Annotated in this window: 14 protein-coding genes and 1 tRNA gene; 10 read left to right on the forward strand and 5 right to left on the reverse strand. The window is 73.2% G+C overall.

The genetic code is table 11. The features are described 5' to 3' along the window. Window positions 1–318 precede the first annotated feature (318 nt). The 3 genes from MQV74_RS16355 (at window position 319) to MQV74_RS16365 (ending at window position 1503) form a co-directional block, all read left to right on the forward strand. On the forward strand, window positions 319–666 hold the full coding sequence (locus MQV74_RS16355) for a hypothetical protein (RefSeq protein ID WP_242718371.1): 348 nt from the start codon (window positions 319–321) through the stop codon (window positions 664–666). Between the two features lie 170 nt (window positions 667–836). Further along, a complete protein-coding gene (locus MQV74_RS16360) occupies window positions 837–1439 on the forward strand; it encodes a bifunctional DNA primase/polymerase (protein WP_242718373.1) in 603 nt (200 codons plus the stop codon). Then, a tRNA-Lys gene (locus MQV74_RS16365) sits at window positions 1430–1503 on the forward strand. The genes MQV74_RS16360 and MQV74_RS16365 overlap by 10 nt, the downstream gene beginning before the upstream one ends. 176 nt (window positions 1504–1679) lie before the next feature. Here the strand turns inward: MQV74_RS16365 and MQV74_RS16370 are convergent. Beyond that, window positions 1680–2954 (reverse strand): M6 family metalloprotease domain-containing protein, encoded by a 1275-nt coding sequence (locus MQV74_RS16370; protein ID WP_242718375.1) that lies wholly within the window; start codon window positions 2952–2954, stop codon window positions 1680–1682. Between the two features lie 337 nt (window positions 2955–3291). Here MQV74_RS16370 and MQV74_RS16375 point away from each other — a divergent pair, with 337 nt between their 5' ends. Continuing rightward, entirely contained in the window at window positions 3292–5145 is a 1854-nt protein-coding gene (locus MQV74_RS16375; RefSeq protein ID WP_242718377.1) for a putative bifunctional diguanylate cyclase/phosphodiesterase, read from the forward strand. Window positions 5146–5310: 165 nt separating this feature from the next. Here MQV74_RS16375 and MQV74_RS16380 read toward each other — a convergent pair whose 3' ends face one another. From MQV74_RS16380 to MQV74_RS16390, 3 genes are all read right to left on the reverse strand, one after another. Next, entirely contained in the window at window positions 5311–6411 is a 1101-nt protein-coding gene (locus MQV74_RS16380) for an LLM class flavin-dependent oxidoreductase (RefSeq protein ID WP_242728750.1), read from the reverse strand. Between the two features lie 240 nt (window positions 6412–6651). Continuing rightward, entirely contained in the window at window positions 6652–7392 is a 741-nt protein-coding gene (locus tag MQV74_RS16385; RefSeq protein WP_242718379.1) for a maleate cis-trans isomerase family protein, read from the reverse strand. Continuing rightward, entirely contained in the window at window positions 7389–8303 is a 915-nt protein-coding gene (locus MQV74_RS16390) for a maleate cis-trans isomerase family protein (RefSeq protein WP_242718381.1), read from the reverse strand. Before MQV74_RS16390 ends, MQV74_RS16385 begins: the two co-directional genes overlap by 4 nt. Window positions 8304–8734: 431 nt before the next feature. Here MQV74_RS16390 and MQV74_RS16395 point away from each other — a divergent pair, with 431 nt between their 5' ends. Continuing rightward, entirely contained in the window at window positions 8735–9721 is a 987-nt protein-coding gene (locus MQV74_RS16395) for a D-2-hydroxyacid dehydrogenase (RefSeq protein WP_242718383.1), read from the forward strand. 84 nt (window positions 9722–9805) lie between these two features. After that, window positions 9806–11212, forward strand: coding sequence for an amidase (locus tag MQV74_RS16400; RefSeq protein ID WP_242718385.1), 1407 nt, complete (start codon window positions 9806–9808; stop codon window positions 11210–11212). Here the strand turns inward: MQV74_RS16400 and MQV74_RS16405 are convergent. Next, complete coding sequence (locus MQV74_RS16405) at window positions 11209–11718, reverse strand: DUF3830 family protein (RefSeq protein WP_242718387.1); 510 nt, start codon at window positions 11716–11718, stop codon at window positions 11209–11211. The two genes, MQV74_RS16400 and MQV74_RS16405, sit on opposite strands and share 4 nt — an antisense overlap. A 121-nt stretch (window positions 11719–11839) precedes the next feature. Between MQV74_RS16405 and ehuB the strand changes: the two genes are divergently transcribed. The 4 genes from ehuB to ehuA are packed head-to-tail and all read left to right on the forward strand — an operon-like array spanning window position 11840 to window position 15066. Next, window positions 11840–12772 carry an ectoine/hydroxyectoine ABC transporter substrate-binding protein EhuB gene (gene ehuB, locus MQV74_RS16410; protein ID WP_374120628.1) on the forward strand — a complete coding sequence of 311 codons (933 nt, stop codon included), beginning with the start codon at window positions 11840–11842 and terminating at the stop codon, window positions 12770–12772. Then, a complete protein-coding gene (ehuC, locus tag MQV74_RS16415) occupies window positions 12769–13599 on the forward strand; it encodes an ectoine/hydroxyectoine ABC transporter permease subunit EhuC (protein ID WP_242718389.1) in 831 nt (276 codons plus the stop codon). The genes ehuB and ehuC overlap by 4 nt, the downstream gene beginning before the upstream one ends. Then, window positions 13596–14261 carry an ectoine/hydroxyectoine ABC transporter permease subunit EhuD gene (gene ehuD / locus MQV74_RS16420; RefSeq protein WP_242718391.1) on the forward strand — a complete coding sequence of 222 codons (666 nt, stop codon included), beginning with the start codon at window positions 13596–13598 and terminating at the stop codon, window positions 14259–14261. The genes ehuC and ehuD overlap by 4 nt, the downstream gene beginning before the upstream one ends. After that, window positions 14251–15066, forward strand: coding sequence for an ectoine/hydroxyectoine ABC transporter ATP-binding protein EhuA (gene ehuA / locus MQV74_RS16425; protein WP_242718393.1), 816 nt, complete (start codon window positions 14251–14253; stop codon window positions 15064–15066). The genes ehuD and ehuA overlap by 11 nt, the downstream gene beginning before the upstream one ends. Window positions 15067–15149: the final 83 nt, after the last annotated feature.

Consider the following 15149-nt stretch of genomic DNA (forward strand, 5'->3'; position numbering starts at 1 on the left):
CACCGGCCCACGCCACACCGCACACACCACCGCCCCACCGCCGGACGGAGTCCGGCACGCCGCCGGAGGCGGCCAAGGAAAACAGCCCCGACGGCTGGGACGCCATGATGACGACCTGGACCCACCTGACCGAACACCGCGTGCACTGGCGCCCCTGACCACCACCCCCACACCGGCCCACGCCACACCGCACACACCACCGCACCGGCACGCGCGCCGCGTGTGTCGGTCGGGGCGACGAGGCCGCAGTCCCCGGCCTCTTGCGGGGCGGGGGACAATGGGTCGCGGCACGTGGCGTACGAGGGAAGGAACGTGAAGATGGCGGAACCCGAGGCCCAGGGCAAGCGCATGCGCCCCGCGCCGTTGCTCTTCGAGCCCGCGGAAGCCGCCGCAGACCCGGAGCACTTCTTCGACCTGGAGTCCATCGAGGACCCGCGCGAACTGCTCTCCCGGGCGACCGAGTTGACCCTCGCCTTCCGCGCGGCGACGGACCGCTCCGTGGAGTTCCAGGCGATCGCGGCCGCGCAGCTCGCCGATCCGCGGCGGTTCGACCGGCTCACGCACGCGGACATCGCCGAGCGCGCGCAGTGGACCGAGGACTACGCCAAGAAGATGGTGGAGTTCGGCCGGGACCTGCTGCGCAGGGACGGCACGGGCACGCCGTAGGCCACCGCGGCGCGGGCGTCCCGGGCCCCACGAGGCCCGTCCGCCCCACTCCCCCCGGCAAGCCCTCTGGCATATGCCGAGGGCGCACGGTACCCCACCCCGGCGGCCACTGTCCCGGCTTTCGGGAACCCTGCGGAACCGGGCACTCACTCCCGGTACACGTAGTCGCCATGAGCCTCACCCTCCCCCACAGCCCGCAGCCCCACGCGTTCGGCTCCGCGGCCGAGGTGACCGCCGACGGCGCCACCTGGCTCACCTCCGCGGAAACGTATCCGCGCAGGGTCCTCACCGACTGGCGGGCCCGGCCCCACGAACCCGCCGTGCTGTCCTGCGGCAGCGCCTTCGACGTGGTGAGCGTGCCCGCCGTGTTCGGGCGGCGCATGGTCGACCGGCTCTGGCACGAGGGGCCGGGCTCCGGCCCCGTCGCCGTGCACCGGGGCCGCGTCCTGCTCTTCGCCGCGCCCGGCACCGCCCAGCGGCTCCCCTCGCTGCTGCGCTGGGAGGAGTGGGGCTCCGCCGTGCCGTCGCTGCTCTGCCACGGCGCCGGGGACGCCGTCACCGTGCCGCCGCTGGCGCGCGACGAGCGCGACCGCGGCGGGTCACGCTGGGTGGTCGCCCCCGACACCCGCAGCCCCTGGCTGCCGGGGCCCGAGGTGGTCCTGTGGGCCTGCCTACGGGCCGCCCGGGGCGCCACGGAGGCCGCGGTGCGTATATCGATTTTTCCCAGCGGCGATCAGAGTGCTAAGGTCTACGACGTCAGCAGGCGCCGCTAGCTCAGTTGGTTAGAGCAGCTGACTCTTAATCAGCGGGTCCGGGGTTCGAGTCCCTGGCGGCGCACGATGACGATGGCGAGGCATGTTCGCGGAAAGCGCGAGCGCGCCTCGCCATCTCTGTTTCTGCATGGCTTCGCCGCGCGTCGTGGGGGCTTCGCCACCCACACCCCCTCACTGAGGGCAAGGCCCCAGGCGCAAGGCGAGGGGCCTCTTTCGTTGCTGTCCGTGACCGGTACCGGCTCAGGCCGGGGTGATCTCCACGGTCCAGCCGCCGGACCGGGTGCGGTCCGCGACCTCGATCCTGACCCCGGCGCCCGGCACCGTGAAGCTCTCCCCCGCGCGCACCGGCGCGTCCGCCAGCGGCGGATAGACCGACTCGCTCCAGCACGCCTCGGTGCGCGGGTGGGCGTCCACCACCTCGACGGGGCCCCGGCCCGACGCCTTGTCGCTGTGGACGCGGTACACCAGGACGCCCTCGCTGCACGTCGCATGGTCGTTGCCCGCCGGACCGCGGGCCTCGACCGCGACGGCGCTGCCCCGGCCGGTGCGGATCACCGCGAGCTTGGTGCCGCCGACGCCGCCGCGGGCGGGCGCCGCCAGGGGTTCGAGGGTCAGCCGCCGGGGGCCGCCGCCCCGGACGCAGACCACCTGGCGCGGGTCCAGCCAGCCCAGCTTCCACTTGTGCCAGCCGAACAGGTCGGGGGCCAGGCCGAACTGGCTGCCCATGACGTCCCAGTCGCCGACGTGCGTGTCCCAGTCGCCCTCGCCGTCGGTCGGCCGGTGGTACAGGTCCGGCAGGTCGAAGACGTGGCCCGTCTCGTGCGCGAGGACGTTGCGGTCCGGCGGATGGCGCTCGAAGACCGTGACCATGCGCCGGATCGAGGCCCCGTCGGCACGCATCGGCCGGTCGAAGTTCACGACCTTCGTCGCGTCCGAGTCCACGCCCGGCGCGTCCGGATCGGCCACGAAGTACACGATGTCGTACGCGGAGAAGTCCACGTGCGGATCAGCCGCCGCCAGCGCGTCCCGCAGATAGGAAGCCCGCCGCTGGGCGTTCCAGTCGCGCTCTATGGCGTACGCGGTGGACGCCTTGGGCATCGGGATCCACTCGGACTGGGGATGCGCGCGCAACCGGAACCGCCCGTACGAGGCACGCGCGAAGAAGTCGCTGGTCTCGGGGAAGTAGTCCGCGGCGAGCTCCGCGGGCGTCGTCACCGGTGGCGAGTCCGGGAACGACAGGAAGACCATGACGGCGTCGCGGCTCCGGGTGGGCCGCGGATACGCGGCGTTCCAGGTGTCGACGCCCTCGGAGTGGTGCGCAGCCGTGCGGCGGAGGGCGCACGGGCCCGCCGCGCCGTGGGCGATCGCGGGGCCCGCGACCAGGGACGTGGCGGCCACGGCGGTCAGGCAGGTGAACAGCGTGGCCGTGGTGCGCAGCCGCTCCCCACCACGGGTGAGCCGCCAAGGGGGGAGCTGACGCTCCACGTCGACCTCCGGGTGCGGAATGCGGGACACCCCACCCACCCTGTGGTGATTTGTTGAACTTAGCCCAGTTTGTCTGACCTGACCGAGTGAACATGGTCGAGAAGGCGACACTCCCGGCGCTCACTCACCGTCACAAGCGGTCGTCGCAGAAAGAAAGCGGGGCCGGGCCGAGCAGAAACGATCTGCCGCGGTCTCCGGGGCCGCCTCCGCGAGGTGCGGCGGCTGGAGGCGATGCGGGCCACCCTCTATGATCGGCACACTTTCCGGGCCCCGTCGGCCGCACATGAGCGGTCGATCGCCTCCCCAGACCCGCCAGGAACAGGGGCCCCATCGACCTGCTCGATCGATCGCACTGCGGGAGCAAGCGGTGAACGGAACGTCCGAAGGGCCGACTGCCACAGCGGTCACAGCACCGGGCCGCACCCGGCCTGCCGTCACAGAGCGTAATCAATGCGGTGTGGCCGGGCACTCCGTCCAGCACATCGCCGACTACCGCGCGGCCTTCGCCGCGGCCCCCCTCCCCCTCGCCGTCGTCGACCGCGACGGGCTCGTCGTCTGTGCCAACGAGGCGTTCGCCGGGCTGCTCGGCGCGGACCACGCGGACCTGCCGGGCCGGGTCGCCGCCGACCTCGTGGACCTGGCGTCCGACGCCCGCGCCTGGCACGCGTACCACGAGGTACTCCGCGGCCGCCAGGCCAAGCTGCGCTGTACGCGCCGGCTGAAACATCCCGACGGGCACTCCCTGTGGACGCAGATCACCGTCTCGCCGCTGCCGGGCGAGCGGCACGCGCCGGGCACCGTGCTGCTCGCCGCCGCCGACATCAGCGCACGGCGCGACCTCCAGGCGCGCCTTCGCCACCTCCAGATGCACGACCCGGTGACCCGTCTCCCCAACCGCGCGCTGTTCTTCGAGCGGCTCGCGACCGCCCTGGAGGCCGGCGCGTACGACGACACGAGCACGGGCCGCGTCGGCCTGTGCTATCTGGACCTCGACGGGTTCAAGGCGGTCAACGACACCCTCGGCCACCGCGTCGGCGACCGGCTGCTCGCCGCCGTGGCCGAGCGCCTGACCGGCTGCGCCGACCGGGCCGCGTACGGCAGGACGTCCGCGCCGCTCGTGGCGCGGCTCGGCGGGGACGAGTTCGCGCTCCTCGTGGAGGACTCCACGGGCACCGACCAGCTCGCGGAGCTGGCCGACGCGACCCTGCGGGCGCTCCAGGAGCCCTTCGACCTGTCCGGGCAGCGCCTCTCCCTCTCGGCGTCCATCGGCGTCGTCGAGCGGCGCGCCGCCGGGACGACCACCACCGGTCTGATGCAGGCCGCCGACACCACGCTGTACTGGGCGAAGACCGACGGCAAGGCCCGCTGGACGCTCTTCGACCCCGAGCGCAACGCGCACCGCATGACCCGGCAGGCCCTGGCGAGTTCGCTGCGGCCCGCCGTCGAGCGCGGCGAGTTCGTGCTCGACTACCAGCCCCTCGTGGGCATGGAGGACGGCGGTCTGCGCGGCGTGGAGGCGCTGGTGCGGTGGGATCATCCGCAGTTCGGGCTGCTCACGCCGAATCGGTTCATCGGACTTGCTGAAGAAGACGGATCCATCGTGCAGCTGGGCCGCTGGGTGCTGCGCACGGCCTGTCGGCAGGCGCGCCGCTGGCAGCACGAACACCCCGAGCGGGAGCCGGTGTTCGTGAGCGTGAACGTCGCCGTGCGGCAGGTGTGGGACTCCGACCTCGTCGCCGACGTCGCGGAGATCCTCGCCGAGACCGGGCTCGCGCCCGAGCTGCTCCAGCTGGAGCTGACCGAGTCCGCCGTCATGGGCTCCGCCGGGCGCCCGCTCCAGGCCCTCCAGGCGCTCAGCGACATGGGCGTGCGCATCGCCATCGACGACTTCGGCACGGGCTACTCCAACCTCGCGTACCTGAGCCGCCTGCCCGTCTCCGTGCTCAAGCTGGACGGGTCCTTCGTCCGGGGCTTCCAGTACGAGGAGGACGAGGGCCACGTCAATCCGGCCGACGAGGTGATCGTCGAGGCCCTGGTGCGCCTCGCCCACCAGCTCGGGCTCACCGTCACGGCCGAGTGCGTGGAGACCTCGGGGCAGGCGGAGCGGCTGCGCAGGATCGGCTGCGACACCGGGCAGGGCTGGCTGTACTCCCGGGCCGTGGCCGCCGAGCGGATTTCCAAGATCCTTGCGGCGGAGGGGCTCGCTGCCGCCGGGGCGTGACGCCTCGGGCGCCGGGTGCGGGTGCCGTGCGCGGGTGCCGTGCGCGGGGTGCCGCCCCCACCCCCGTGAAGGGGCGGCACCCCTGCTTCCCTGCGATGCGCTTTCGCCTGCGGGTTCGTCGGGGCTTCTCGCGCAATTCCCCGCGCCCCTTTGGGGCGCTTCCGCTCAGGCCTCCCCGGGGAGGTCGTAGGCGTTTGCTACGAGTTCGTAGCTGCGCAGGCGTACGTCGCCGCCGTGGGCGTTGGCCGTGAGCATCAGCTCGTCGGCGCCGGTGCGCTTGGCCAGGTCGTCGAGGCCCGCGCGGACCTGGTCGGCCGTGCCGTGGATGACGTTGCTGTTCCAGCTGGTCACGAAGTCCCGCTCCACCTCGGTGAAGTGGTGCGCGGCCGCCTCGTCCGGGGTGGGCACGAGCCCGGGGCGGCCGGTGCGCAGCCGGATCATGTTGAGGGCGGCGGCCCTGACCTGGCGGCGGGCCTCCTCCTCGTCGTCCGTGGCGAGCGCGGAGACCCCGATGAGGGCGTACGGGGCGTCGAGGAGCGCCGACGGACGGAACGACTGGCGGTACAGGTCCAGCGCCGGGAGCGTGTTCTGCGCGGAGAAGTGGTGCGCGAACGCGAAGGGCAGCCCGAGGCCTCCGGCGAGCCGGGCACTGAAGCCGGACGAGCCGAGCAGCCAGATCGGCGGGCGGTGCGGGGACTGGACGCCGCCGGGGGACGTGGCCTGGACCGGCCCGGGGACCGCGTGGATCCGGGCGTACGGGTGGCCTTCGGGGAAGTCGTCGTCGAGGAACCGGGTCAGCTCCGCGAGCTGCTGCGGGAAGTCGTCGGCGCCCTCGCCGAGCCGGTCCGTGCGGCGAAGCGCGGCCGCGGTGGCGCCGTCCGTGCCCGGGGCCCGGCCGAGGCCGAGGTCGACGCGGCCCGGGGCGAGGGCCTCCAGGGTGCCGAACTGCTCCGCGATGACGAGCGGGGCGTGGTTGGGCAGCATGACGCCGCCCGAGCCCAGGCGGATGCGGGTCGTGTGGGCGGCCAGGTGGGCGAGGATCACGGCCGGGGACGAGGAGGCCACGCCCGGCATCGAGTGGTGCTCGGCCACCCAGTGGCGGTGGTAGCCGCGGGATTCGGCGAGCTTGGCGAGGGCGACGCTGGTGCGGAGGGCGTCGGTGGCGGTGCGGCCGGAGCCGACGGTCACGAGGTCCAGGACGGACAGGGGGGTGGGGGCCGTGCCTCTCGGCTCCGCCCTGATGCCCTCGCCGTCGTTCGCGTCCATGTCCACTCGCACTGGGGCCTCCTGCGGGCTGCCGGGTCCGTTCGGTTACGGAGGGCAGTAACGGGAGGGAGGCTCCGCTTATTCCCGGGCCCTGCCGGGGGCTCCTCACACGCCGGAGAGACCGGAAGATCCAGCCCGTCCGGCGTTTGAGGACGAGGCGCGAAGCGCCGAAAAGAGCGGAGGCACGGGGGCGGCAGCCCCCGGAGCGGGAAGGGGCGGGCCAGGGGCGCCCCGCGAGGGCTACGACCCCGGTGCCTGGACCAAGGGCTCCTTCGTGAAGAGGGCCCCCAGTGCCGGGGCGTTGACGCGGCGGGAGGCGAGGCGCAGGGCCTCCCAGACGGTGACCTGGTTGGCGGTGAGGACGGGCTTGCCGAGGGCGGCCTCCAGGTCGGGGAGGTGCGCGGCGGTGTGCAGGGCGGTGTCGGGCAGGAGGACGGCCTGCGCGTCGGGGTGGTCGCCCGCGCGGGCGAGCGCGAGGACCTCGTCGCGCCCCCACGTGCCGACCTCGGCCGCTGTGACGATGCCGCTGGACCGGAGGGACACCACGTCCACCCCCGCCGCCTTGAGGAACGCGGCGAAGTACCCGGCGACGTCCTCGGGATACGTGGCCGCGACGGCGACCCGCCCCGCGCCCAGCTCCCGTACCGCGTGCGCGAACGCGAAGGACGTGGAGGACGCGGGCAGCCCCGCCGCCCTGGCCAGGCCCCGCACCTGGTCGTGCGCGCCCTCCCAGCCGAGGACGAAGCTCCCGCTGGTGCACGCCCACACCACGGCCTCCGCGCCGGTGAGGCGCAGCTCCTCGACCCCGGCGGCGAGCCGCGCGGGCGACCCCATCTCCACGAGCGCGTCGACGCGGTGGGCGTCCTCGCCGATGTCGGTGTGGACGACCTGGAGGCGGATGTCGGAGCCGAGGAGCTGCTCGACGCGTGGGTAGTCGTCCTCGGCGGAGTGCCCCGGGTAGAGGAATCCGAGTGCGGTCAAGTCCAGCCTCCTTCTGGGGTGGGGCCCGTGGCTCCGGGCCCCGCGGGCGGTTCCGGCAGGGCCTCCGGGGGCGCCGCGGGGGCGGGCGGGGCGGGGGCGGGCGGCTCGGTCACCGCCGGGGACCCGAGCGCCGGGTCCAGGGGGGCGAGGGTCGCCGCGCCCGGCCGCGCGCCCGCGTCGATCAGCGCTTGGTAAGGCCCTACCGCACGCGTACCCAGTCGTCGCAGGGCCGACCACATCGTCACCTGGTTCGCCGACAGGACCGGCACCCGCAGCTCCGCCTCCAGCTGCGGGATGACGTCGTACGTGGGCAGGTTCGTACAGCTGATGAACAGCGCGTCCACCGGCCGCAGGACGGCACGGCGCGCCATGTCCGCGACATCGCGGTAGGGCACCTTCCAGATGTGCCGGGTGAGTCCGAGGTAGGCGCGGCCCACGACCGAGACGCCCGCCTCGCCCAGATACTCCTCCAGGGCCTGCGTCACCGACCAGGTGTACGGCGTGACGAGGGCGATGCGGCGCGCGTCCAGCTCGGCGAGGGCCTCCAGGAGGGCGCCGGAGGTGGTCACGGCGGCCACCTCGCCCTCGCGCGCCATGGCCTCGCACATCGCCCGCTCGCCCGCCACGCCGCCGACGAAGCTGCCGGACGTGCAGGCGTACGCGAGGACTTCGGGCTCGGCCGCGGTCAGCGCCCGGACCGCCTCGGCGAGCGTCTCGTGCTCGCTGACCAGGCGCGCGAGGTCGAGGCTGACCTCGACGGGCACGTACGGCGTGCGCGTGAGGTGCAGGGAGACGTCGTCGGGGACCCAGCGCCACAGCTCGCGGTCCAGGGCGAAGTCGAAGGGGGCGACGACACCGACACCGCGCTGCGGGTGCGGTCCGCCGGCCAGGGAGAACGACGTGACGTCCATGAGCAGGCCCTACGTTCGTGCGTGCGTGCGGTGACAGGGCCGGCCGGGGGCCGGGAGTGGTGCGGTGCCGGCGACGCGCCGGGACGTCGGGACGGGGGACGTGTGCGGCGTGCACACGGTGGCGGGAGCGGGTGCGCCGAACGTACTCGCCGCCGCCGTCACGGGAGTGCAGTGCCTCTGTTGACGAAGGTAGGTTCGGGTGCCAGCGTGGTCAATCCGCACATCTCAGACAGTCGTGGACGCCGGCTCGCGCGGCGTCGCGAGCGCCGTCCGGCCCGTCGTCCGAGCCGTCCGTCCGCGCGCGGTCCGAGCGTGCCGGGCGCGCCGTGCGGGCCGTGGCCCGGGCGCCCGGCGACACGTGCCACGCACACCTCCAGTCCAGCACGCACTTCCAGGGAAGCGGGCTCTCGTTGCGAAACGGATTCTCCACCGTGTCCGAAAGAACCGGGTCCGGGGGCGCCGGGGCGCCCCCCACCGTCCTGGTCCTCGACGCCCCGGCGCCCGCGCCGCCGCCGCGGCTCGGCGCGCTGACCGGCCGGGCCCGCGTCCGGCACACCGACGCGGACGGCCTCGCCGGGGAACTCCCGGGCGCCGACGTGCTGTTGGTATGGGACTTCCTGTCCGACGCGGTGCGCCGCGCCTGGCCGGGCGAGGGGCCGCGACCGCGCTGGGTGCACACCGCGAGCGCGGGAGTCGACCGGCTGATGTGTCCCGAACTCGTCGCCTCCGACACCGTGGTGACCAACGCCCGGGGCGTCTTCGACCAGCCGATCGCCGAGTACGTCGCGGCGGTCGTGCTCGCGCTGGCCAAGGACCTGCCGCGCACGCTCGCCCTCCAGGGCGAGCGGACCTGGCTGCACCGCGAGAGCCAGCGGGTGGCGGGCACGCGTGCGTGCGTGGTGGGTTCGGGCCCGATCGGCCGGGCGATCGTGCGCGCGCTCAAGGCGATCGGCATCACCACGGTCCTGGTCGGCCGCACCCCGCGCACCGGTGTGCACGGGCCCGCCGACCTCGACCGGCTGCTCGCCCGCGCCGACTGGGTGGTGTGCGCGGCGCCGCTCACCGAGGACACCCGCGGCATGTTCGACGAGCGGCGCTTCGGCGTGATGCAGCCCTCGGCGCGGTTCATCAACGTGGGCCGGGGCCAGTTGGTCGTGGAGGACGACCTGGTGGCCGCGCTGTCGAAGCGGTGGATCGCGGGCGCGGCCCTGGACGTCTTCGAGCGCGAGCCGCTGCCGGCGGACAGCCCGCTGTGGACGGCCCCCGGGCTGCTGGTGTCCCCGCACATGAGCGGCGACACCGTGGGCTGGCGCGACGAACTCGGGGCGCAGTTCGTGACGTTGTACGGCAGGTGGGAGGCGGGGCGGCCGCTGCCGAACGTCGTCGACAAGGAACGCGGTTACGTTCCGGGGCACTGACGGCGGGCGCGAGTGGGCAGGGATCACGCGTCCCCCGAGTTCCCCCGGCGCCGTCCCCCCGTCGGGCCTCTTCCAGGAGCGTGCATGACTGAGCTCGCCGAACTGACCGCCGTACAACTCCTCGATGGCTACCGCAAGGGCGAGTTCAGCCCCGTCGACGCGACGCGCGCGGTGCTGCGCAGGGCCGAGGAGATCCAGCCCGCGGTGAACGCGTTCGTCAGGACCGACGCGGAGGCGGCGCTCGCGGGGGCGCGGGAGAGCGCGGAGCGCTGGCGCGCGGGCGAGCCGCTCGGCCTGGTGGACGGGGTGCCGGTCACGGTCAAGGACCTGCTGCTCCAGCGCGGCACGCCCACGCTGCGCGGCTCCCGGTGCGTCAGCGAGGAGGGGCCGTGGGACGAGGACGCGCCGTCCGTGGCCCGGCTGCGCGAGCAGGGCGCGGTGTTCGTCGGCAGGACGACCACGCCCGAGTTCGGCTGGAAGGGCGTCACGGACAGCCCCCGGCACGGCATCACCCGCAATCCGTACGACACCACGCGCACCGCGGGCGGCTCCAGCGGCGGCAGCGCGGCGGCCGTGGCCCTCGGCGCGGGGCCGCTGTCGCTCGGCACGGACGGCGGCGGCTCGGTGCGGATCCCCGGCGCGTTCTGCGGGATCTTCGCGCTCAAGCCGACGTACGGGAGGGTGCCGCTGTTCCCGCCGTCCGCGTTCGGGACGCTCTCGCACGTGGGGCCGATGACGCGGGACGCGGCGGACGCGGCGCTGCTCATGGACGTGATCGGGCTTCCCGACGCCCGGGACTGGTCCTGTCTGGGCCCGCGCGGGGGCACCTTCCAGGAGGCGCTGCGCGGCGGGGTGCGGGGGCTGCGGGTGGCGTACTCGCCGACGCTCGGCGGGCAGGTGGCGGTGCAGCCCGCGGTGGCGGCCGCCGTGCGCGCGGGGGTGGAGGCCCTCGCCTCGCTCGGCGCGTACGTGGAGGAGACCGACCCCGACTTCGCCGACCCCGTGGAGGCCTTCCACACCCTGTGGTTCAGCGGGGTGGCCCGGGTCGTGCAGCAGCTGCCGCCCGCGCGCCGGGAGTTGCTCGACCCGGCGCTGCGGGAGGTGTGGGGGCAGGGCGCGCGGTTCAGCGCCCTCGACTACCTCGCGGCGGTGGACGTCCGCATGGAGCTGGGGCGGCGCATGGGCCGCTTCCACGAGACGTACGACCTGCTCGTCACGCCGACGCTGCCGGTCACGGCCTTCGCGGCGGGGGTCGAGGTGCCGCCGCGGAGCGGGGCGCGGCGGTGGACGGGGTGGACCCCGTTCACCTACCCCTTCAACCTCACCCAGCAGCCCGCGGCGACGGTGCCGTGCGGGGTGGACGGGGACGGCCTGCCCGTGGGGATGCAGCTGGTCGGGGCGCGGTTCGCCGACGACGTGGTCCTGCGGGCCGCCCACGCCCTGTACGAGGCCGGGGCGGCGGCGGTCCCCCGCCCCGGGCCGCTGTCCTAGCCGCCCGCTTCCGAGGGGTGTCGCCGGAAGCTCAGGGTCTCCCCCTGGGCTCCGGTGCGCCACAGGTCGTTGCAGGCCTCGGCGAGCGCCGGGAGGCCGTCCACGACCTCGCCCCAGACGATGGCGGGGACCCAGCCGACATCGCCGTTGACCAGCAGGTTGTTGCGCTCGTAGAAGAGGGCGAGGTCGACGACCGTGCCGCTCGGGGGCCGGGTGTCGTAGCCGTGCGACGACGTGCCCAGTTCGGTGCTACTGAAGGTGAAATAGCACAGGTCGCCCGGGATAGGCGTGATGGTGGGGTTCTCCAGCGGGGGCTCTTCGGGGGCGAAGGGCGGAAAGAGCGAGTAGATCTCGTTGCGGGCGTACTTCGCGTGGTACACCTCGCCGCTGAGCGGCAGCGCGTTCCACACGGCCGCGCAGGTCACCGGCGCCTTGTCGTCGAGGAGCCGCGCCGTGGCCCGGACACCGCGCTTGGCGAGGGCGACTTCGATGTAGCGGTCTGCCATGCGGCCCATGGTCCTCCCGGGGGCGCGGCCCGCGTCAAGAGGACGTCCGCCGGGCCCCGGGATCCCGGCGGGGCTTGAATTCATCCGCATATCTCGCGTCGGGTCGGGTAGCCGCGCGCCCATGGCTCCACCACTGAGCAACCCCATCAAGACAGCGAGCGGACGGGCGGACGGGGGCAGACCCGGGCGCGCGGCGGGCCTGCCCCGGCGCACGGTCCTGGCGTCCGCCGCCGCCCTCGGCGCGGTCGGCGCCCTTGGCGCGGCGGGCTGCAGCCGCATCCCCACCGGGGACACCCTCGCCCGCCTGAAGTCGCAGGGCACGGTGCGGCTCGGCATCGCGGGCGAGGCGCCGTACGGGTACATCAACGACGACGGGGACTTCACCGGCGAGGCGGTGGAGCTCGCGAAGATCATCTTCAAGCGGCTCGGCGTCGGCCGCGTACAGCCGGTCGCGACCGACTTCAGCTCGCTGATACCGGGGCTCAAGACGCAGCAGTTCGACGTCGTGTCCGCCGGGATGTACATCAACAAAGAGCGCTGCCAGCAGGTCATCTTCTCCGATCCCGAGTACCAGATGCTCGACTCCTTCATCGTCCGCAAGGGCAACCCGAAGGGGCTGCGCACGTACCAGGACGTGGTGCGGAAGAAGGCCAGGTTCGGGACGGGCACCGGGTACGCCGAGATCGCGTACGCCGTCGCCGCGGGATACGCGGAGAGCGACATCGTCATCCTCCAGGACCAGGTAGCGGGCCTGAACGCGGTCGAGGCCGGGCGCATCGACGTGTTCGGCGGCACCGCCCTGACCGCGCGCCAGGTCGTGCGCAAGAGCCGCAGGGCCGAGGCCACCGAGCCGTTCGCGCCCGTCATCGACGGCAAGAAGCACATCGACGGCGGCGGCTTCACGTTCCGGCCCTCGGACACCGGGCTGCGGGACGCCTTCAACGTGGAGATCCACAAGATGAAGAAGAGCGGCGAGCTCTTCCGGGTGCTCGAGCCGTTCGGCTTCACGAAGGCCGAGATGACCACCCTGACCGCCAAGGAGCTGTGCCGATGACAGCGGGCCTCTGGGAACACTGGGTCCTGCCGGGCATCTGGATCACCATTCAGCTGACCGTGTACAGCGCGGCGCTCGCCACCGCGGTCGCCTTCGGCGTCGGCATGGCGCGCACGCACCGCTCGCGCGTGGTGCGGTTCTTCGCCGCGTTCTACACCGAGGTCTTCCGGGGCATGTCCGCCCTGATCCTGATGTTCTGGATCTTCTTCGTCCTGCCGCAGCTCGTGGGCTGGGCGCTGGTGCCGATGTGGGCGGCCGTGCTCGCCCTCGGGCTCTCCTACGGCGCGTACGGCGCCGAGATCGTGCGCGGCGCCCTGAACGCGGTGGCTCCGGCGCAGCGCGAGGCGGGGGTCGCGCTGAGCTTCACGCCGTGGCAGCGGATGCGGCTCGTGCTGCTGCCGCAGGCGGTCCCGGAGATGATCCCGTCGTTCTGCAACCTGCTCGTCGAGCTGCTCAAGGGCACCGCCCTGGTGTCGCTGCTCGGCATCGGGGACGTGTCCTTCGCGGCGTACCTGGTGCGGCTCGCGACCACCGAGAGCGCGCAGATCTACTCGATCACGCTGGTCATCTACTTCGTGCTCGCCTTCCTCCTGACGCGCGGCATGAAGCTCCTCGAACGCAGGGCCAAGGCCGGGATCGGGCAGTTCCCGGAGCCGCGGCAGGGCCTCGGGCCGTGGCTGAGGTTCCGTCAGCCGAGCGCCAAGTCCGGTGAGTTGAGCACGACGGGCGTCGCGGCCACCGCGAGCGCCGCGGGCACCACCGGTGTCACGGGCACCACCGGTGTCACGGGCGTCACGGGCGTCACGGACGGAGGTGCCGCGCGATGAACCACGGTACGGACAAATGGGACTGGGGCGCGGTCGCCGACTTCATGCCGCACTTCTGGGACGGGGTGCTCGTCACCCTCCAGGTGCTCGCGCTCGGTTCGCTGATCTCCTTCTCGCTGGGGCTCGTGTGGGCGCTGGCCTTCCGCGCGCCGACGCGGTTCATCCGCTGGCCGGTCGGCCTGATCACCGAGTTCATCCGCAACACGCCCCTGCTGGTGCAGCTCTTCTTCCTGTTCTTCGTGCTGCCGGAGTGGAACATCCAGTTCTCCGCCGAGACCACGGGCACGCTCGCGATCGGCCTGCACTACTCGACGTACACCGCGCAGGTCTACCGCGCGGGCATCGAGGCCGTGCCCGTCGGCCAGTGGGAGGCGGCCAAGGCGCTGAGCCTGTCGTACCCGCGCACCTGGACCGCGGTGATCCTGCCGCAGGCGATCCGCCGCGTGGTCCCCGCGCTCGGCAACTACGTGATCGCGATGCTCAAGGACACCCCGCTGCTCGCCGGCATCGGCGTCCTGGAGCTGCTCCAGCGCTCGCGGCTCGAAGCGGCGCAGACCTTCCAGTACACGGAGGCGCTGACCGTCGTCGGCGTCGCCTTCATCCTCATCGCCTATCCGTCCTCCCTCCTCCTGCGAGCCCTGGAGCGCCGTCTTGTCCGCTGACACCCACCTCTCCAAAGACCGGCCGAACCCGGCCGTCGACGGCAGCGAGCTGATCCGCTTCGACAAGGTCGTCAAGCGCTTCGGCTCGACCACGGTCCTGGACGAGCTGGACTTCTCCGTGGCCTCCGGCAGGCACGTGACGCTGATCGGCCCGTCGGGCTCCGGCAAGACGACGATCCTGCGGCTGCTCATGACCCTGATCAAGCCGGACGAGGGCACGATCAAGGTCGGCGGCGCGTATCTGACGCACGAGGAGAAGAACGGCAGGCTCGTGCCCGCGGGCGAGAAGCACGTCCGCGAGGTCCGCAAGAACATCGGGATGGTCTTCCAGCAGTTCAACCTCTTCCCGAACATGAAGGTGCTTCGCAACATCACGGAGGCCCCCGTCACCGTCCTCGGCCTGCCCAAGGACGAGGCCGAGCAGCGCGCCCGCGACCTGCTCGACCTGGTCGGCCTCGGCGACAAGTGCGATGCCTACCCGACGCAGCTCTCCGGCGGCCAGCAGCAGCGGGTCGCCATCGCCCGGGCCCTGGCGATGCGCCCGCAGGTGCTCCTCCTGGACGAGGTGACGTCGGCGCTCGACCCGGAGCTGGTCGCCGGGGTCCTCGACGTACTGCGGGACATCGCGCACACCACGGACATCACCATGCTCTGCGTGACCCACGAGATGAACTTCGCCCGGGACATCTCCGACCAGGTCCTGATGTTCGACGCGGGCCGGGTGATCGAGTCCGGCCCGCCGGAGAAGATCTTCACCGACCCCGAGCACAACCGGACCCGCGAATTCCTGTCCGCGGTGCTCTGAGCGGCGCCCACGTCGGGGTTTTCCCGGCGCGCCCCGCCGGGGGCGCGCCGGGAACGCCGTAGAAACCTCCAACGCCCCCTACC

The organism is Streptomyces sp. AN091965, assembly GCF_022698285.1.
Classification (GTDB): domain Bacteria; phylum Actinomycetota; class Actinomycetes; order Streptomycetales; family Streptomycetaceae; genus Streptomyces.

Bases quoted from the DNA above. Each gene is read 5' to 3' on its own strand.
- MQV74_RS16355 (WP_242718371.1), top strand. From the start codon at position 319: ATGGCGGAACCCGAGGCCCAGGGCAAGCGCATGCGCCCCGCGCCGTTG.
- MQV74_RS16360 (WP_242718373.1), top strand. From the start codon at position 837: ATGAGCCTCACCCTCCCCCACAGCCCGCAGCCCCACGCGTTCGGCTCC.
- MQV74_RS16380 (WP_242728750.1), bottom strand. From the start codon at position 6,411: ATGGACGCGAACGACGGCGAGGGCATCAGGGCGGAGCCGAGAGGCACG.
- MQV74_RS16390 (WP_242718381.1), bottom strand. From the start codon at position 8,303: ATGGACGTCACGTCGTTCTCCCTGGCCGGCGGACCGCACCCGCAGCGC.
- MQV74_RS16400 (WP_242718385.1), top strand. From the start codon at position 9,806: ATGACTGAGCTCGCCGAACTGACCGCCGTACAACTCCTCGATGGCTAC.
- MQV74_RS16405 (WP_242718387.1), bottom strand. From the start codon at position 11,718: ATGGCAGACCGCTACATCGAAGTCGCCCTCGCCAAGCGCGGTGTCCGG.
- ehuB (WP_374120628.1), top strand. From the start codon at position 11,840: ATGGCTCCACCACTGAGCAACCCCATCAAGACAGCGAGCGGACGGGCG.
- ehuC (WP_242718389.1), top strand. From the start codon at position 12,769: ATGACAGCGGGCCTCTGGGAACACTGGGTCCTGCCGGGCATCTGGATC.
- ehuD (WP_242718391.1), top strand. From the start codon at position 13,596: ATGAACCACGGTACGGACAAATGGGACTGGGGCGCGGTCGCCGACTTC.